We start from the raw sequence: 15,919 nt of genomic DNA, 5'->3' as shown, positions 1-15,919 counted from the left end.
AGAAGGTTCTTTTGGGATTTTTAAAGGAAATGATATGAAAAAATATATTTTTATGCGTGTTTTGCGGTCATTGGTTTCTATCTTCTTAGTAACAACCTTGACTTACACGATTATCTATACAATGGTTCCTCGAAAATTGATTTTCAAACAGGATACCAACTATAACAAGATTGCGACAACGGCTGATAAACGTGATAACTATGAAAATACAGTTTATGAGCGTATGGGCTATATCGAGTACTACGATACCAAAGAGTTGCAAGAAAAAGCTAGCCAGATGGATGCTTCTGTAACAGTTGAAGCTAATGACACCAACAAGGCTATCTATGAAAAATACATCAAACAAATCGGTCATGGTTGGACCTTGGGAGAATTTACTGAAAGTGGCCAATTCTACGCTACTCGTGAAATCCCAATTTTTGAACGTGTTTTTCACTTCTATGCTAACTTGATTGACATTGATCATACAAATAAAATTCAAGACCCTGAAAATCCAGACTTGAAACGTTACCTTCGTTTTGAAAATGATCCAGCTATCGGATGGTCCTTGGTTGGTTCAGGAACTAAACACAAATATCTCTTGTACTTCAACAGTCAGTTCCCATTTGTGCATCAAAACTTTGTGAACATTAATTTAGGTGACTCTTATCCAACCTATGCTAATAGTCCTGTTTTACAGGTTATTACTCAAGGACAAGGGCAAACAAAAACATCTCAAGTTCAGTTCCCAACAGGTAAGAAGACTTCTTCTGTAAATATTTACTCAAGAACCTATAAATCACCTAGTCAGGCTGATTCTCGTGAAGTAGCCAACTACGGAAAAGATGACCCATATACTGCAACTGAAAGCAACTACCAATATCCTTCTATGATTGCCAGCTCTGCTGTCGTTGGATTGATCGGTTTGGTGATTTCTTATGCGATTGCTGTGCCACTTGGTTCAGCTATGGCTCGCTTCAAGAACACTTGGATTGATAGCTTCTCAACAGGGGCTTTGACCTTCTTGATGGCTCTTCCAACAATTGCCTTGGTTTATATCGTTCGTTTGGCTGGTTCTTCAATCGGCTTGCCAGATTCATTCCCTATCTTGGGTGCTGGAGATTGGCGTTCGTATGTTTTACCAGCAGTTATCCTTGGTTTGTTGGGTGCTCCTGGTACAGCCATTTGGATTCGTCGTTATATGATTGACTTACAATCACAAGACTTTGTACGTTTTGCTCGTGCCAAAGGTTTGTCTGAAAAAGAAATTTCAAATAAACACATCTTTAAAAATGCTATGGTTCCGCTTGTTTCAGGAATTCCTGGTGCTGTTATCGGGGTTATCGGTGGTGCAACCCTTACTGAAACAGTCTTCGCCTTCCCAGGTATGGGTAAAATGTTGATTGACTCTGTAAAAGCATCTAATAACTCTATGGTCGTAGGTCTTGTCTTCATCTTTACATGTATTTCTATCTTCTCACTTCTTTTGGGAGATATTTGGATGACGATTATTGACCCACGTATTAAATTGACTGAGAAAGGAGGCAAATAATGTCTACAATCGATAAAGAAAAATTTCAGTTTGTAAAACGTGACGATTTTGCCTCTGAAGCCATTGATGCGCCAGCATATTCTTACTGGGGTTCAGTGTTTAGACAATTTATGAAGAAAAAATCAACTGTAGTTATGTTGGGAATCTTGGTAGCTATCATTTTGATGAGTTTCATTTACCCAATGTTTTCTAAGTTTGATTTCAATGATGTCAGCAAGGTAAACGACTTTAGTGCTCGTTATATCAAGCCAAATGCTGAGCATTGGTTCGGTACAGACAGTAATGGTAAATCTCTCTTTGACGGTGTCTGGTTCGGAGCTCGTAACTCTATCCTCATTTCTGTGATTGCGACAGTGATTAACTTAGTTATCGGTGTCTTTGTCGGTGGTATTTGGGGAATTTCAAAATCAGTAGACCGTGTGATGATGGAAGTTTACAACGTCATCTCAAATATCCCATCTCTTTTGATTGTCATTGTCTTGACTTACTCAATCGGAGCTGGATTCTGGAATCTGATTTTTGCCATGAGTGTAACAACATGGATTGGGATTGCCTTCATGATCCGTGTGCAAATCTTGCGTTATCGTGACTTGGAATACAACTTGGCGTCACGTACTTTGGGAACGCCAACATTGAAGATTGTTGCCAAAAATATCATGCCTCAATTGGTATCTGTTATTGTGACAACGATGACTCAAATGCTTCCAAGCTTTATCTCATACGAAGCTTTCTTGTCTTTCTTCGGTCTTGGATTACCGATTACAGTGCCAAGTTTGGGTCGTTTGATTTCAGATTATTCACAAAACGTAACAACCAATGCTTACTTGTTCTGGATTCCATTGACAACTCTTGTCTTGGTATCCTTGTCCCTTTTCGTAGTTGGTCAAAACTTAGCGGATGCTAGTGATCCACGTACACATAGATAGGAGTAGAAATGACAAAAGAAAAAAATGTAATTTTGACTGCTCGCGATATTGTCGTGGAATTTGACGTTCGTGACAAAGTATTGACAGCCATTCGCGGCGTTTCCCTTGAACTAGTTGAAGGAGAAGTATTAGCCTTGGTAGGTGAGTCAGGATCAGGAAAATCTGTTTTGACAAAGACTTTCACAGGTATGCTTGAAGAAAATGGTCGTATTGCTCAAGGAAGTATTGACTACCGTGGTCAGGATTTGACAGCTTTATCTTCTCACAAAGATTGGGAACAAATTCGTGGTGCTAAGATTGCGACGATCTTCCAAGACCCGATGACTAGTTTGGACCCAATTAAAACAATTGGTAGTCAGATTACAGAAGTTATTGTAAAACACCAAGGAAAAACAGCTAAAGAAGCAAAAGAATTGGCCATTGACTACATGAATAAGGTTGGGATTCCAGATGCAGATAGACGTTTTGATGAATACCCCTTCCAATATTCTGGAGGAATGCGTCAACGTATCGTTATTGCTATTGCCCTTGCCTGCCGACCTGATGTCTTGATTTGTGACGAGCCAACGACTGCCTTGGATGTAACCATCCAAGCACAGATTATTGATTTGCTAAAATCTTTACAAAACGAGTACCATTTCACAACAATCTTTATCACCCATGACCTTGGTGTGGTAGCAAGTATTGCGGATAAGGTAGCAGTGATGTATGCAGGAGAAATCGTTGAGTATGGAACTGTTGAGGAAGTCTTCTATGACCCTCGCCATCCATATACATGGAGTCTCTTGTCTAGCTTGCCTCAGCTTGCTGATGATAAAGGGGATCTTTACTCAATCCCAGGAACACCTCCGTCACTTTATACTGACCTGAAAGGGGATGCTTTTGCCTTGCGTTCTGACTATGCAATGCAGATTGACTTCGAACAAAAAGCCCCTCAATTCTCAGTATCAGAGACGCATTGGGCTAAAACTTGGCTTCTTCATGAGGATGCTCCAAAAGTAGAAAAACCAGCTGTGATTGCAAATCTCCACGATAAGATCCGTGAAAAAATGGGATTTGCCCATCTGGCAGACTAGGAGGAAGGAAATGTCTGAAAAATTAGTAGAAATCAAAGATTTAGAAATTTCCTTCGGTGAAGGAAGTAAGAAGTTTGTCGCGGTTAAAAATGCTAACTTCTTTATCAATAAGGGAGAAACGTTCTCGCTTGTAGGTGAGTCAGGTAGTGGGAAAACAACTATTGGTCGTGCCATTATTGGTCTAAATGATACAAGTAATGGTGATATCATTTTTGATGGTCAAAAGATTAATGGTAAGAAATCGCGTGAACAAGCTGCGGAATTGATTCGTCGTATCCAGATGATTTTCCAAGACCCTGCTGCAAGTTTGAATGAACGTGCGACTGTTGATTATATTATTTCTGAAGGTCTTTACAATCACCGTTTATTTAAGGATGAGGAAGAACGTAAAGAGAAAGTTCAAAATATTATCCGTGAAGTAGGTCTTCTTGCTGAGCACTTGACTCGTTACCCTCATGAATTCTCAGGTGGTCAACGTCAACGTATCGGTATTGCCCGCGCCTTGGTGATGCAACCAGACTTTGTTATTGCGGATGAGCCCATTTCAGCCTTGGACGTTTCTGTGCGTGCCCAAGTCTTAAACTTGCTCAAAAAATTCCAAAAAGAGCTCGGTTTGACCTATCTCTTCATTGCCCATGACTTGTCGGTCGTTCGCTTTATTTCAGATCGTATCGCAGTTATTTACAAGGGTGTTATTGTAGAGGTTGCTGAAACAGAAGAATTGTTTAACAATCCAATTCACCCATATACTCAAGCCTTGCTTTCAGCGGTACCAATTCCAGATCCAATCTTGGAACGTAAGAAGGTATTGAAGGTTTACGACCCAAGTCAACACGACTATGAGACTGATAAGCCATCCATGGTAGAAATCCGTCCAGGTCATTATGTTTGGGCTAACCAAGCCGAATTGGCGCGTTACCAACAAGGGTTAAACTAATAATGGTTTTATAATTTCCATGTCAACTTTTATGGAAATTATAAACCTTTTTTGTTGTACTGATTCGAAAAACTTTGAAAGCTTCCTGAAAGAATTTTCGAAAAATTTTAAAAAATTCTGAAATATTCTTGACAGGTGATGAAAAAGGTGGTAAGATAGGAAACATCAAAAAAGAAAGCAGAAAAAGAAATGAATAAGAGACAAGCTGTAACGATGAATCAAAACTTTTACTTTAGCTACTTTAGATAGTGTTTGTAGACATGTCACCATGGATGCAAACAGTTCAAGCAATTTGTTTGTATCTATGTGGCTAAGATTTTTGATTGTGGTCCATATAGATGAATATCTAAATGGACTAGCTAAGTTGTAACTTGTTAGATTATTTCAAGCATCCGTTTAGGTATTATCTAGGCGGTTTTTTATTTTATCTTTTCTGAGAAGGAGTTTCATTATGAAAGTTGTTCGAAAATTACTAGCCCCCCTCTTGGTAGTGGGGATTCTCTTGACCTCTCTGATTAGTTTGCATCAGTTGAAGGCAGATAAGAAAAAAGATGTGTTTCGTATCGGTATTTCGCAATTTATTACTCACCAGTCTCTAGACGCTACTAGAGAAGGGTTTGTAGATGAACTAGCTAAACAAGGCTATGTTGAAGGGAAAAATATTGAGATTGATTTGCAAAATGCACAGGGAGAACAACGAAATCTAAAAACGATTTCCCAGCAACTAGCAGAATCTAGTGATGTCGTTCTAGCCATCGCAACGCCTTCTGCTCAGAGCTTGGCCAATACAACACAAACGACACCGGTTATCTTTTCAGCTGTAACAGACCCTGTTAGTGCTAAATTGGTTGAGTCAAGAGAGCATCCTGGGGGCAATGTAACTGGGACAAGTGACCAGTCATCAGATGCCATTTCAACCCAAATCAATTTGATAAAGAAAGTGTTGCCAAAAGCTAAAACGATTGGAATCCTCTATACTCAGAGCGAGCCAAATTCAGTTGTCCAAAAGGATGAAGCTAAGCGCCTTTTGGAAGAAAAAGGATTTACCGTTGTTGAAAAAACAATCTTGGACAGTAATAACGTCAAGGCGGCAGCAGAAAGCTTGATGGCAGAGGTGGATATGGTTTTTGTCCCAACGGATAATATCATTTCATCAACCATGGAAACAGTCAAGCAGGTTTCTATTAAACACAAGGTTCCAGTATTTGGTGGTTCAACAGAAATGATTGCGGTTGGTGGCTTGTATAACTACGGAACCAATTATGAAGAATTGGGACGTCAGACAGCACGCATGTTGATTCGTGTTTTAAAAGGTGAGAAGCCAGAAAATATAGCAGTTGAGTTGCCTGAAAAACTGGAATTGCATACCAATCAAGAAATGGCAGATGCACTAGGAATTGATATTAGTAAGTTAGAAGGCAAGGAATAAGGAGGCTTAAGATGAATTTTGTATTATCTAGTTTATCAGAAGGTTTGCTATGGTCGATTATGGCTATTGGGGTCTACTTGACTTTCCGTATTTTGGATATTGCGGATATGACTGCTGAAGGAGCCTTTCCACTGGGGGCGGCTGTCGTCGTATCTCAGATACAGGCAGGGACAAATCCTTGGATTGCGACTTTACTTGCTTTGCTGGCAGGTATGGTAGCAGGTCTTGTATCAGGAATGCTCCACACCAAGATGAAAATCCCAGCTCTCTTGACAGGGATTGTGACCTTGACAGGGCTTTATTCCATCAATATTAAAATCATGGGAAGTGTGCCCAATCTTTCCTTGGGAGATTCTTCAACTGTCTTTAAACAGTTGGCTAGCTTGGGACTGACAACTGAAGAAGCTGTTTTCACGCTCAGCTTGGTTTGTCTCTTACTTGTTTGTTTGGTCTTGACTCTTTTGATGAAAACAGAGATTGGCTTGGTCTTGCGTTCGACTGGTGACAATATTCCGATGAGTGAGGCCAATGGGGTCAATGTAGACACCATGAAGATTGTTGGTTACATGATTTCAAACGGCTTGATTGCCCTATGTGGTTCCTTGTTTGCCCAAAATGATGGATTTTCAGATGTGACTTCTGGGACAGGAACCATTGTTGTTGGTTTGAGTGCAGTGATTATTGCGGAAGTCTTGATTCACGACTTGACCATTGGAGGCCGCTTGTTATCCATCGGAATCGGTGCTATTGTTTACCGTTTGATTATTTTAAATATCTATGAAATTCCAAATCTAGATCAAAACCTGGTTCGTCTCTTTAATGCAATCTTGCTTGCCTTGGTTTTATTTGCACCAGAATTGCAAAAGAGATTAAAAATTCGTGGTTTGAAACTGAGAAATGAATAGGAGGAAAAAGTTATGGCAAGTTTATTAACACTTGAAAATATTCACAAGACATTTGAAGCAGGGACGGTCAATGAGAACCATGTCCTCAAAGGATCAGATTTAGAAGTTGAAGAGGGAGATTTTATCTCTGTGATTGGTGGAAATGGAGCAGGGAAATCCACTTTGATGAATATCTTGGCTGGCAATCTATCGGTGGACGAAGGGGACCTTTTATTGGCAGGCAAATCCATTAAAAATCTGAGTGTAAGAAAGAGAGCCAAGGATATCGCTCGTGTTTTTCAAGATCCTAAGATGGGAACAGCTTCTCGTTTGACGATTGAGGAGAATATGGCTATTGCCTTGAGACGCGGGCAGAAGAGAGGGCTTGGTTGGGGAGTGAAGGAGAAGGATAGAATCCAGTTCCAAGAGGCCTTGAAGGAGTTGAATATTGGTCTTGAAAACCGCTTGAAAGTGGATACTCAATATCTCTCAGGAGGACAAAGACAGGCCTTGACCCTAGTCATGGCAGCTCTGGTGAAACCCAAACTTTTGCTTTTGGATGAACATACTGCGGCACTTGACCCGAAAACGAGTCAAATGGTGATGGACTTGACGCAAAAGATTGTGGAACACCATCAGTTGACAACCTTGATGATTACCCATGATATGAACCATGCAATTGAGTACGGAAATCGTCTCATTATGCTCTATCAAGGCAAGATAGTGGTAGATGTCAAGGGAGAGGAGAAAAAGCATCTGACGGTTGAAGATCTTATGCATCTCTTCCATAAAAATAGTGGCCAAAGTCTAGTCAGTGATGAATTGGTTTTGGGATAAAGAAAAAGGCTGAGATCTAGTGTCTCAGTCTTTTATTAGGTACGAAGGACATGTCGTTCATCTGAGGTGTAAGTCCTCCGTGGGCACCGACTACCGGTAAACCCAATAGCGACTCTCAAGTCTGACGCTGGAAATAATAATCGTCAGAGGAAGGGGTAGAAAAATCGTGCCTATACGAACAGAAGTGTGATAGTAAGGCATATATAGTGTATAAGGTATCTCAGACATCTAAAGTATTTGAACGTTTTCGTAGTAGTGATGAAGATTATGTAACGATAACGTGGGAAAGAAATGTTCATATTAGGCGAAAATCAAAGAACAAATTAGAAAGTTTGTCTCCTATATCCTAAAATACTGATTTGTGAAGAATATCAAAACTAGAAAGGATAAGATCTGAATCAGACCTTATCTTTTTTTGTTATATAGTGGATTGGAATAAAATATGAGCAAATCGATTAGGAAAGGAATATTAATTTATAGAAACATTTTAGCAGTTGTGCTGTACTGTTCTAGTTTCAATTTGCTATATCTAAAGGTGTTTCAAGAAAAAATTATATTTTTTTATAAAAAAATATAATTTTTTCTTGAAAACGGATTCTTTTCGTTGTATAATGAAATTGTAAATGAGTTATAAAATTTTATAATTAAATAAAAAATATTTTCAAAAAAGGGGGTCTATCTTATGGTAAATAAGATGCCGATAGTTGGAATCTCAGGTAGTGTTATGATTGATCAAGGAGGAATGTTTCCTGGTTACCATAGAAGCTATGTCAATGAAGATTATGTTAATTCTGTAATCCAAAATGGTGGGATACCTCTTATTATACCTGTATCAGATGTCACTGAAGTTTTAGATAGTTATATTGATAAAATTGATGCATTGATCTTATCTGGTGGTCACGATGTTTGTTCTATGAATTATAACGAGGAGCCTTGTCCTAAGATGGGAGATATATTCCCAGAAAGAGATAAGTTTGATTTTGCCTTGTTAGAACGCGCAGAAAAAAAACGCATCCCAATTCTTGGTATTTGTCGTGGAGCACAGGTTATTAATGTTTATCATGGCGGGTCTCTTTATCAAGATGTCTCAATGTGTGATACAGCAGCTGTAAAACATTGGCAAGGCCACTTCCCAGAACAAGTTACTCATTCAGTAGATATTGTTGATGATTCACTGTTGCATAGGATTGTAAAAGTAAACAGAGTGATGGTTAACTCATTTCATCATCAAATTATGAAAAATGTATCATCTGATTTTAATGTTGTGGCTAGAGCCGCGGATGGTGTTGTAGAAGCAATTGAACATAAGGATTACCCAATGTTAATTGGGGTACAATGGCATCCTGAAATGATGCACAAGAAATCAATGCAAATGAACTTGTTATTTACTGCATTGATTAATAATGCATGTAAAGATTGTCAAATGTGTGAAATTTAATAGGAGAAAAATAATGAAAAAAAAGCTAGGATTTTATTCGATTGTCCTTCTGACAATTAACTCTATTATTGGTACGGGAATTTTCCTTTCTCCTGGTGGTGTTGTTGCCAAAGCAGGAGATAAGGCGCTTATCATTTATATTATGGCAGCGGTATTTGCATCTGTTTTAGCAGTAACATTCGCATCAGCGGCTAAGTATGTTTCCAAAGGTGGAGCCTCTTATGCTTATACTAAAGCTGCATTTGGAGATAACATCGGGTTCTATGTAGGGATTACTCGCTACATTGCAGCAAGTATTGCGTGGGGTGTAATGGGAACTGCGGTAGTTAAAACAGTTCTTAATATGTTTGGGTTTGATAATGGCAACTTGACCTACGTTACAATTGGGTTCGTTATTCTAATGGGAATTCTTCTTGTAATCAATTTATTGGGAACACGTTTGTTTGAGCTTATCAATAACTTGTCTACTATTGGTAAAGTAGGAGCTCTTGTTACAACCATTCTCGTAGGATTAGCAATTGTGTTATTTACTGGTGTCAATGAATTTGATACAATTAAAAATCTGACTGATAGCACTGGGGCTAAGTTGGGCGAAAATATGGATATTTCAGCCTACGTAATGGCAGTTATTGCAGCATTTTATGCCTTCACTGGTTTTGAAAGTGTAGCCTGTGGTGCTCAAGATATGGAAGAACCAGAGAAAAATCTTCCAAAGGCAATTCCATTGGCAATTGGGATAATAGCTGTTATCTATCTAGGTATTGTTGGAACAGCTATGATGATTAATCCATCTGCTATTGTGACGACAAAAGAAGTAGTAGCACTTGCAGCAGTATTCTCAAATCCAATTATTCGTACAATCATTCTTGTAGGTGCTTTGGTTTCTATGTTTGGTATAAACGTAGCTGCATCATTCCACACTCCACGTATCTTGGAAGCAATGGCAATGCAAAATCAAGTTCCAGAATGGTTTAAAGTTAGAACTAGCAAAGATTTTCCGCTTCGTGCATTTTTAGTGACGATTGGAGCAGCAATCTTACTTCCTATGGCATTCCAATATAATATGACTAGTATTATTGTTCTAAGTTCAATTTCACGTTTTATCCAATTTATCATAGTTCCTCTGGCTGTTATGGTATTCTACTTTGGAAAACAAAAAGAAGAAATTGTTGCAACTGCTAAGAGGAGCTTTGTATTTGATGTTATCGTTCCATTCTTTGGATGTATCTTAACAGTAATTTTATTATACAAATTTAACTGGGCATCGCAATTTACAATCGTAAGTAAATCAGGAGATGTATCATTGAATACATTTGCTATCGTAGCAATGATTATTGGTTACCTTGTTTTACCAGTAGGATTGATGATTTGGAGAAATGTAAAAGAAAGAAAAGAGGCATAAAATGAAACGATTAAGTAGTGAAAAAATTCCAGCAGCAGTAGGTAGTTATTCCCCAGCAACACTTGTAGGTAACCTTATTTTTACATCAGGTCAACTACCAATTAACCGTTCAACGGGGAAAATCGATGAAGATACTATTGAATGGCAAGTAAGTCAGTCTCTTAACAATATCAAATCGATTTTAGAAGATAATCATTCCTCTATGGATAAGATTGTCAAAACAACTGTTTATTTGAGTAATATTACTGATTTTAAAGCGTTCAATGAGGTTTATCAAGGTTTCTTTAACGGAGATTATCCAGCGCGTACAGCGTTCCAAGTTGGAGCTCTTCCAATGGGGGCTTTGGTAGAAATTGAAGCAATTGCGGAGGTAGATGAATGAGAGAGAATACCAAACTATTACATGGCTATAAAGTATTAGATACTTATACTGGTGCTGCCTCTATTCCTATCTACCAAACATCAACTTTTCATAACAAACATCTCTATGACGATAGCCAAGAATATTTGTACACTCGTTTTTCAAATCCAACAGTAGACGCACTTGAAGATGGTTTTAGAAGTCTAGAGGATTCAAAATATGCCCTTAGTTTTTCATCAGGCATGGCTGCAATCTCGAATGTATTAATGTTACTTAATGCTGGAGAGCATGTTATCTTACCTAAAGAAGTATACGGGGGTACATGTCAGTTTGTAAATAATCTCCTGCCAAAATACAAGATTGAATATACTTTTGTAGATATGGCTGATATAGAGTCAGTAGAAAAAGCCATACGTGAGAATACTCGTATGATATATCTTGAAACTCCATCAAATCCACTTTTAAAAGTTTGCGATATTAAAAAGATTGTGGCGTTAGCTAAGGAGTATGATTTGGTTACTGTGGCTGATAATACCTTTATGACATCTTTAGCGCAAGAACCTCTAAAACTTGGAGTTGATATAGTAGTTGAAAGTGTTACTAAATTTATAAATGGACATAGTGATGTCATTGCAGGTCTTGTTGCTACTAATTGTGAAACATACTATCAAGAATTAAAATTGTTCCAAAAGAACTTTGGGGGAATCCTTGGAGTTGAAGATGCTTGGTTAATCATGCGTGGTATGAAAACAATGGGAATACGTATGGACCATGCAGTTAAGAATGCTCAAAAATTGGCTGAATTCTTGCAAAATCATCCAAGAGTGAAACATGTTTACTATCCTGGATTAAAGGATCATCCGAATCATGAAGTACATATGGGTCAATCAAAAAATGGTGGAGCAGTACTATCGTTTGAATTGTCTTCAAAAGAAGAATTGATTACTTTTACTGAAAAAATTCGTATTCCTATCTTGGCAGTTAGCCTTGGTGGAGTTGAATCTATTCTTTCTCATCCAGCAACAATGTCTCATGCCTGCCTTAGTCCAGAAGAAAGATTGGAGCAAGGTGTAGTGGATGGCTTATTAAGACTCTCTTGTGGTATTGAAAATATCGAGGATTTAATCGAAGATTTCAAACAAGCATTGGAAAGCTAAAGATCTAACACAAAATTTTACAATATCATTTGGATTGAATCTGTAAAATTTTGTGTTTTTCTTTTAATTATGGAGGTATAAAGATGGAAACAATTAATTGGAAAAATGTAGTGGAAGATAGAAAAGAAGATCTTCTAAATGATATTGAACGCTTGCTTCGTATCAATTCGGTAAAAGGTGATCCGGTTGATGGTGCCCCACTTGGAGAAGGGCCCAAACAAGCGATTGATGAAATCAAAAAAATGGGTTATGAAGCCGGTTTTAAGGTAAATGATTACGGACCACTTGTTACTCGTATTGACTGGGGAGAAACTGGGGAGCCTTTTGGAGTTTTAGGTCATGTAGATGTGGTTCCTGTCGGAACTGGTTGGAATAGTAATCCATTTGAACCTACCTATAAGGACGGTAAATTAATTGCTCGAGGTAGTTTGGATGATAAAGGCCCTCTAGTTTGTGCTTTTTTTGCTATGAAGTTGTTGAAGGAACGTGGTTACATTCCCAAAAGGAAACTACAACTGATTGTAGGCAGTGATGAGGAAACAAATTGGGAATGTTTGAATTATTATAAAACTATTGAAAAACTTCCAAATGAAGGTTTCGTTCCAGATGCTTATTTTCCAGTGGTTAATGGAGAAAAAGGTATAATTCACTTTACGATAGAAGAAGGGAAAGATGACTCTCAAACTGGGATTTATTATTTAGTAGAATTTAAGAGTGGCACTAAAGAAAATATGGTTCCAGGTCTAGCGGAAGCCCGTCTAAAAGGGGGATCTGAATCAGATATTACCGATAGCTTCCAAAGATTTTTAGTAGAGCACCCAAATGTATCTGGGCAAGTAGATCAGAATGATGAAGAGCTAAAGATTACTCTATATGGTAAATCTGCCCATGGTTCAACCCCAAGTAAAGGTGTAAATGCTGCGACTTATTTAGCTAAGTTTTTAAGTCAGCATCCTGTTAAAAATGGGAAGTCTTTTTTAAATCATATGGGAGAATCTTTTCATGAAACAACTGATGGTAAAAATTTAGGTATTAACCATCAATCAGAAATAGGTGAATTGACTTTTAATGTGGGAATTGCAAATTATGATTGTAGTTCAGGAGGGAGAATAGTTACTGACATCCGCTTTCCATTTAGTCAGTCATCTAGTGAAATTAAATCGCATTTAGAAAAGTATTTTGAAGATGAGGTTTTGAATATTGTTGTTAAGAAAGATCCACATTTTGTATCTTCAGATACTATGTTGGTAAAAACTCTTTTAAAAATTTATGAAAGTCAAACAGGTGATAAAGGATATACAAAGGTTATAGGTGGATCAACATATGCAAGTTTGTTGTCAGAAGGAGTTGCATTCGGAGCATTATTTCCTAGTACAGAAGATACCATGCATCAAGCTAATGAGTTTATTCCGGTTAATGATTTAGTATTGATTACAGCTATCTATGCTCAAGCATTATTCGAACTAATTTGTAAAGCTGAATAAGCGTTTCAAATATTTGTAAAATTAATTCTAATATGATAGACTTTACGAAAAATGCATTAGATAGAGATAGGAAATAAAATGAATAAGGACCTAAAAATATATATCCCTTTAATCAATTTTTTGGCAACTGTTCTAGGAAATGATACAGAAGTTGTTCTACAAGATTTTACGAATGGTTTTGATCATTCCTTAGTCTATATTAAAAATAATTTATCAAATAGGGAAATAGGGTCACCTGCAACAGATTTTGTTTTAGATATTGTCAGAAATAAAATTTATATTGAGAACGATTATTTAGTAAATTATCGGAGTAGAACTCATTCAGGTAAAAATCTATATTCTTCAAGCTATTTTATTAAAGATGAACTCAATGAATTAATGGGGATGATTTGTATAAATAGTGATAAATCCAAAATGATATCTCTAAAAAAATTGTTTGAATCAGGAATATCTATCATTGATGAAAATCTACTCGGTGATAATGATAAAACATCTGCAGATGAAACTATAGTAGAAAACTTTAATCACTCAGTTGATTCTTTAATAGATGATTTGATTTTTAAAGAAACAAATGGGAAAGACTTATCGCAATATAAATTAAGTAAATCTGAAAAAATTTCAATAGTTCAAGTACTAGATACAAAAGGTTTTTTTGAATTTAAAGATTCTATTTCAAAAGTTGCTTCTATATTTCAAATGTCAGAAGTTAGTATATATAAATACCTTCAAGAAGTCAGAAAGGGTGAATAAAATAATTGAGGAGTAAAAATGGACTTTGACCTATTCCTTTTAGTATGTAATTATATTGGAACGATTGCATTTGCAGCATCGGGTGCTATAAAAGGTTTTGATAAACATCTGGATATTTTTGGGATTAGTTTGTTGGCTATTGTCACAGCTGTCGGGGGCGGTATTTTACGTGATTCTATAATAAGTAGATTTCCTTCGGCACTTTTTGATCCCAGTTCGATTTATCTTGCGATATTTGTTGCAATTATAATGTATATTTTTGTTGTTTTAAATCGTTCAAATTATGGCTATAATTCAGAAACATATAGATGGTTACGCGAAGCCTACTTAATCTTTGACTCGATTGGCTTAATTATATTTTCTTTAATTGGACCGACAGTTTTAATTGAAACTAAGCTCAATTTAATGTCAGCTGGATTATTGGCATGTTTGACTGGAGCTGGTGGGGGTATAATAAGGGATTTATTAATCAATGAGGTTCCTAGTGTCTTGAAAGAGGATATCTATGCATTATTATCTTTTGCTGTAGGACTTTCGTACTATGGTTTGACCCATTTTATAGGTTTTTCTAGAATTTCGACGTTTATAATAATCTTCATTTTAGGTTTTATTATTAGGATGATTATTATTCGATTTAGATTATCTTTACCAAATATGGAGAATAGAGGATAAAGTTAAGTACCCAAGTGCTCTTTTGTGGAGTGTTTATTATGTTTGACCTTCTTTAGTATTAATTGTTGTCTTATTAGACTTGTTCGATAACTGTTTGAAGCAAGATTAGCTGGTTAGAAATTGAATTTTTAATATTCCAACTAGTCATTAGTTTTTAGTTTGTGCATATTTAAATTAGTTGAAATGATCCATAATAACACCTATAGATTGTAGTTGAAAAGATTCAACAAGATACCAAACAAGTCTATTCTAGTTGACTTAATTTGATTAATGAATTTTAAACACCTATAATTATCAGTGTTATTTATCATTTATGTAATTGCAATGGATAATAAGTTTTCTTATTCTAAACGAAAGTTTAATGAGTTAGATGCCAGCCAAGGAAATAATTTTCTTCTCTTTTGTTTTATCGTTCCTATATTAATTTTATAGAACGTATTTATTTGATTTTAAATAACAAGACAAGAGAAGTGTCTGAAAAAATTCTACTCAAACCCTATCAAACACTGGCTATCTATGTAAATTAAACTCAGTAAGGAGCCCTCTTTCGCAGAAAAGCAGGGTTCTTTTTGCTGTCTATTCCCTCCCTGAAAGCGTAAAACAAACTAGTCAGGGTGGCTAGTTTGTGGTATAATGAAAGAGACTCAAAAAGAAACAGGAGAAAAATGATGGATTTACTATTAGCAATTGTATTGATTGTGCTAGCTTTTCTAGGAGGAGCTCTTGGAGGAATGTACTTGGTTCGTAAGCAAATTGAAAAAGAATTCGCTGACAACCCACGTTTGAATGCTGAAGCAGTTCGTACTCTTTTGAGTGCAAATGGTCAAAAACCAAGCGAAGCTAAGGTACAACAAGTTTACCACCAAATCATCCGCCAACAAAAGGCAGCCCTTGCTAACAATAAAAAGAAAAAATAAATAAGGAAAAGTCTGGGATGAAAGTTCCAGACTTCTCACTATGTTGACTATGGTTTAGGGATGAGACTTTTTCCTTGCATTCTATTGATATTTGATTATGATTAAGAGAGATGGTTGT

Annotated in this window: 15 protein-coding genes; all 15 read left to right on the top strand. The window is 36.8% G+C overall.

The features are described 5' to 3' along the window. Positions 1 to 34 precede the first annotated feature (34 nt). Positions 35 to 1,531, top strand: coding sequence for an ABC transporter permease (locus tag ACAM22_RS08225; RefSeq protein ID WP_000759914.1), 1,497 nt, complete (start codon positions 35 to 37; stop codon positions 1,529 to 1,531). Beyond that, positions 1,531 to 2,457, top strand: coding sequence for an oligopeptide ABC transporter permease OppC (oppC, locus tag ACAM22_RS08220; protein WP_000103691.1), 927 nt, complete (start codon positions 1,531 to 1,533; stop codon positions 2,455 to 2,457). Before ACAM22_RS08225 ends, oppC begins: the two co-directional genes overlap by 1 nt. Before the next feature lie 8 nt (positions 2,458 to 2,465). After that, complete coding sequence (locus tag ACAM22_RS08215) at positions 2,466 to 3,533, top strand: ABC transporter ATP-binding protein (protein WP_000159550.1); 1,068 nt, start codon at positions 2,466 to 2,468, stop codon at positions 3,531 to 3,533. Positions 3,534 to 3,543: 10 nt separating this feature from the next. Further along, positions 3,544 to 4,470, top strand: a complete 927-nt coding sequence (locus tag ACAM22_RS08210; protein WP_070842265.1) for an ATP-binding cassette domain-containing protein — start codon at positions 3,544 to 3,546, stop codon at positions 4,468 to 4,470. Positions 4,471 to 4,921: 451 nt separating this feature from the next. Then, positions 4,922 to 5,899 (top strand): ABC transporter substrate-binding protein, encoded by a 978-nt coding sequence (locus tag ACAM22_RS08205; RefSeq protein WP_000869838.1) that lies wholly within the window; start codon positions 4,922 to 4,924, stop codon positions 5,897 to 5,899. A gap of 11 nt (positions 5,900 to 5,910) precedes the next feature. After that, complete coding sequence (locus tag ACAM22_RS08200) at positions 5,911 to 6,804, top strand: ABC transporter permease (RefSeq protein ID WP_125422242.1); 894 nt, start codon at positions 5,911 to 5,913, stop codon at positions 6,802 to 6,804. A gap of 12 nt (positions 6,805 to 6,816) precedes the next feature. After that, a complete protein-coding gene (locus tag ACAM22_RS08195) occupies positions 6,817 to 7,620 on the top strand; it encodes an ABC transporter ATP-binding protein (RefSeq protein WP_369606671.1) in 804 nt (267 codons plus the stop codon). Positions 7,621 to 8,314: 694 nt separating this feature from the next. Further along, positions 8,315 to 9,058 (top strand): gamma-glutamyl-gamma-aminobutyrate hydrolase family protein, encoded by a 744-nt coding sequence (locus ACAM22_RS08190; RefSeq protein WP_261052510.1) that lies wholly within the window; start codon positions 8,315 to 8,317, stop codon positions 9,056 to 9,058. Between the two features lie 13 nt (positions 9,059 to 9,071). After that, positions 9,072 to 10,460: an APC family permease gene (locus ACAM22_RS08185; RefSeq protein WP_261052446.1), complete on the top strand. Its 1,389-nt coding sequence runs from the start codon at positions 9,072 to 9,074 to the stop codon at positions 10,458 to 10,460. A gap of 1 nt (position 10,461) precedes the next feature. Next, positions 10,462 to 10,842: a Rid family detoxifying hydrolase gene (locus ACAM22_RS08180; protein ID WP_049524762.1), complete on the top strand. Its 381-nt coding sequence runs from the start codon at positions 10,462 to 10,464 to the stop codon at positions 10,840 to 10,842. Next, complete coding sequence (locus tag ACAM22_RS08175; protein ID WP_261052447.1) at positions 10,839 to 11,978, top strand: PLP-dependent aspartate aminotransferase family protein; 1,140 nt, start codon at positions 10,839 to 10,841, stop codon at positions 11,976 to 11,978. The genes ACAM22_RS08180 and ACAM22_RS08175 overlap by 4 nt, the downstream gene beginning before the upstream one ends. A gap of 83 nt (positions 11,979 to 12,061) precedes the next feature. Next, on the top strand, positions 12,062 to 13,462 hold the full coding sequence (pepV, locus tag ACAM22_RS08170) for a dipeptidase PepV (RefSeq protein ID WP_261052453.1): 1,401 nt from the start codon (positions 12,062 to 12,064) through the stop codon (positions 13,460 to 13,462). 78 nt (positions 13,463 to 13,540) lie between these two features. Further along, positions 13,541 to 14,212: a PAS domain-containing protein gene (locus ACAM22_RS08165; RefSeq protein WP_261052455.1), complete on the top strand. Its 672-nt coding sequence runs from the start codon at positions 13,541 to 13,543 to the stop codon at positions 14,210 to 14,212. Positions 14,213 to 14,230: 18 nt separating this feature from the next. Further along, entirely contained in the window at positions 14,231 to 14,884 is a 654-nt protein-coding gene (locus ACAM22_RS08160; protein WP_247942437.1) for a trimeric intracellular cation channel family protein, read from the top strand. Between the two features lie 668 nt (positions 14,885 to 15,552). Beyond that, the gene (locus tag ACAM22_RS08155) at positions 15,553 to 15,801 is read left to right on the top strand and encodes a YneF family protein (protein WP_000364990.1); all 249 of its coding nucleotides are present in this window, start codon (positions 15,553 to 15,555) and stop codon (positions 15,799 to 15,801) included. Positions 15,802 to 15,919: the final 118 nt, after the last annotated feature.

Origin of the sequence: Streptococcus sp. SN-1 (genome assembly GCF_041154385.1) — a bacterium.
In the GTDB taxonomy this organism is placed as follows: Bacteria; Bacillota; Bacilli; order Lactobacillales; family Streptococcaceae; genus Streptococcus; species Streptococcus mitis_CT.
This window is presented reverse-complemented; position numbering and strand designations above follow the sequence as displayed.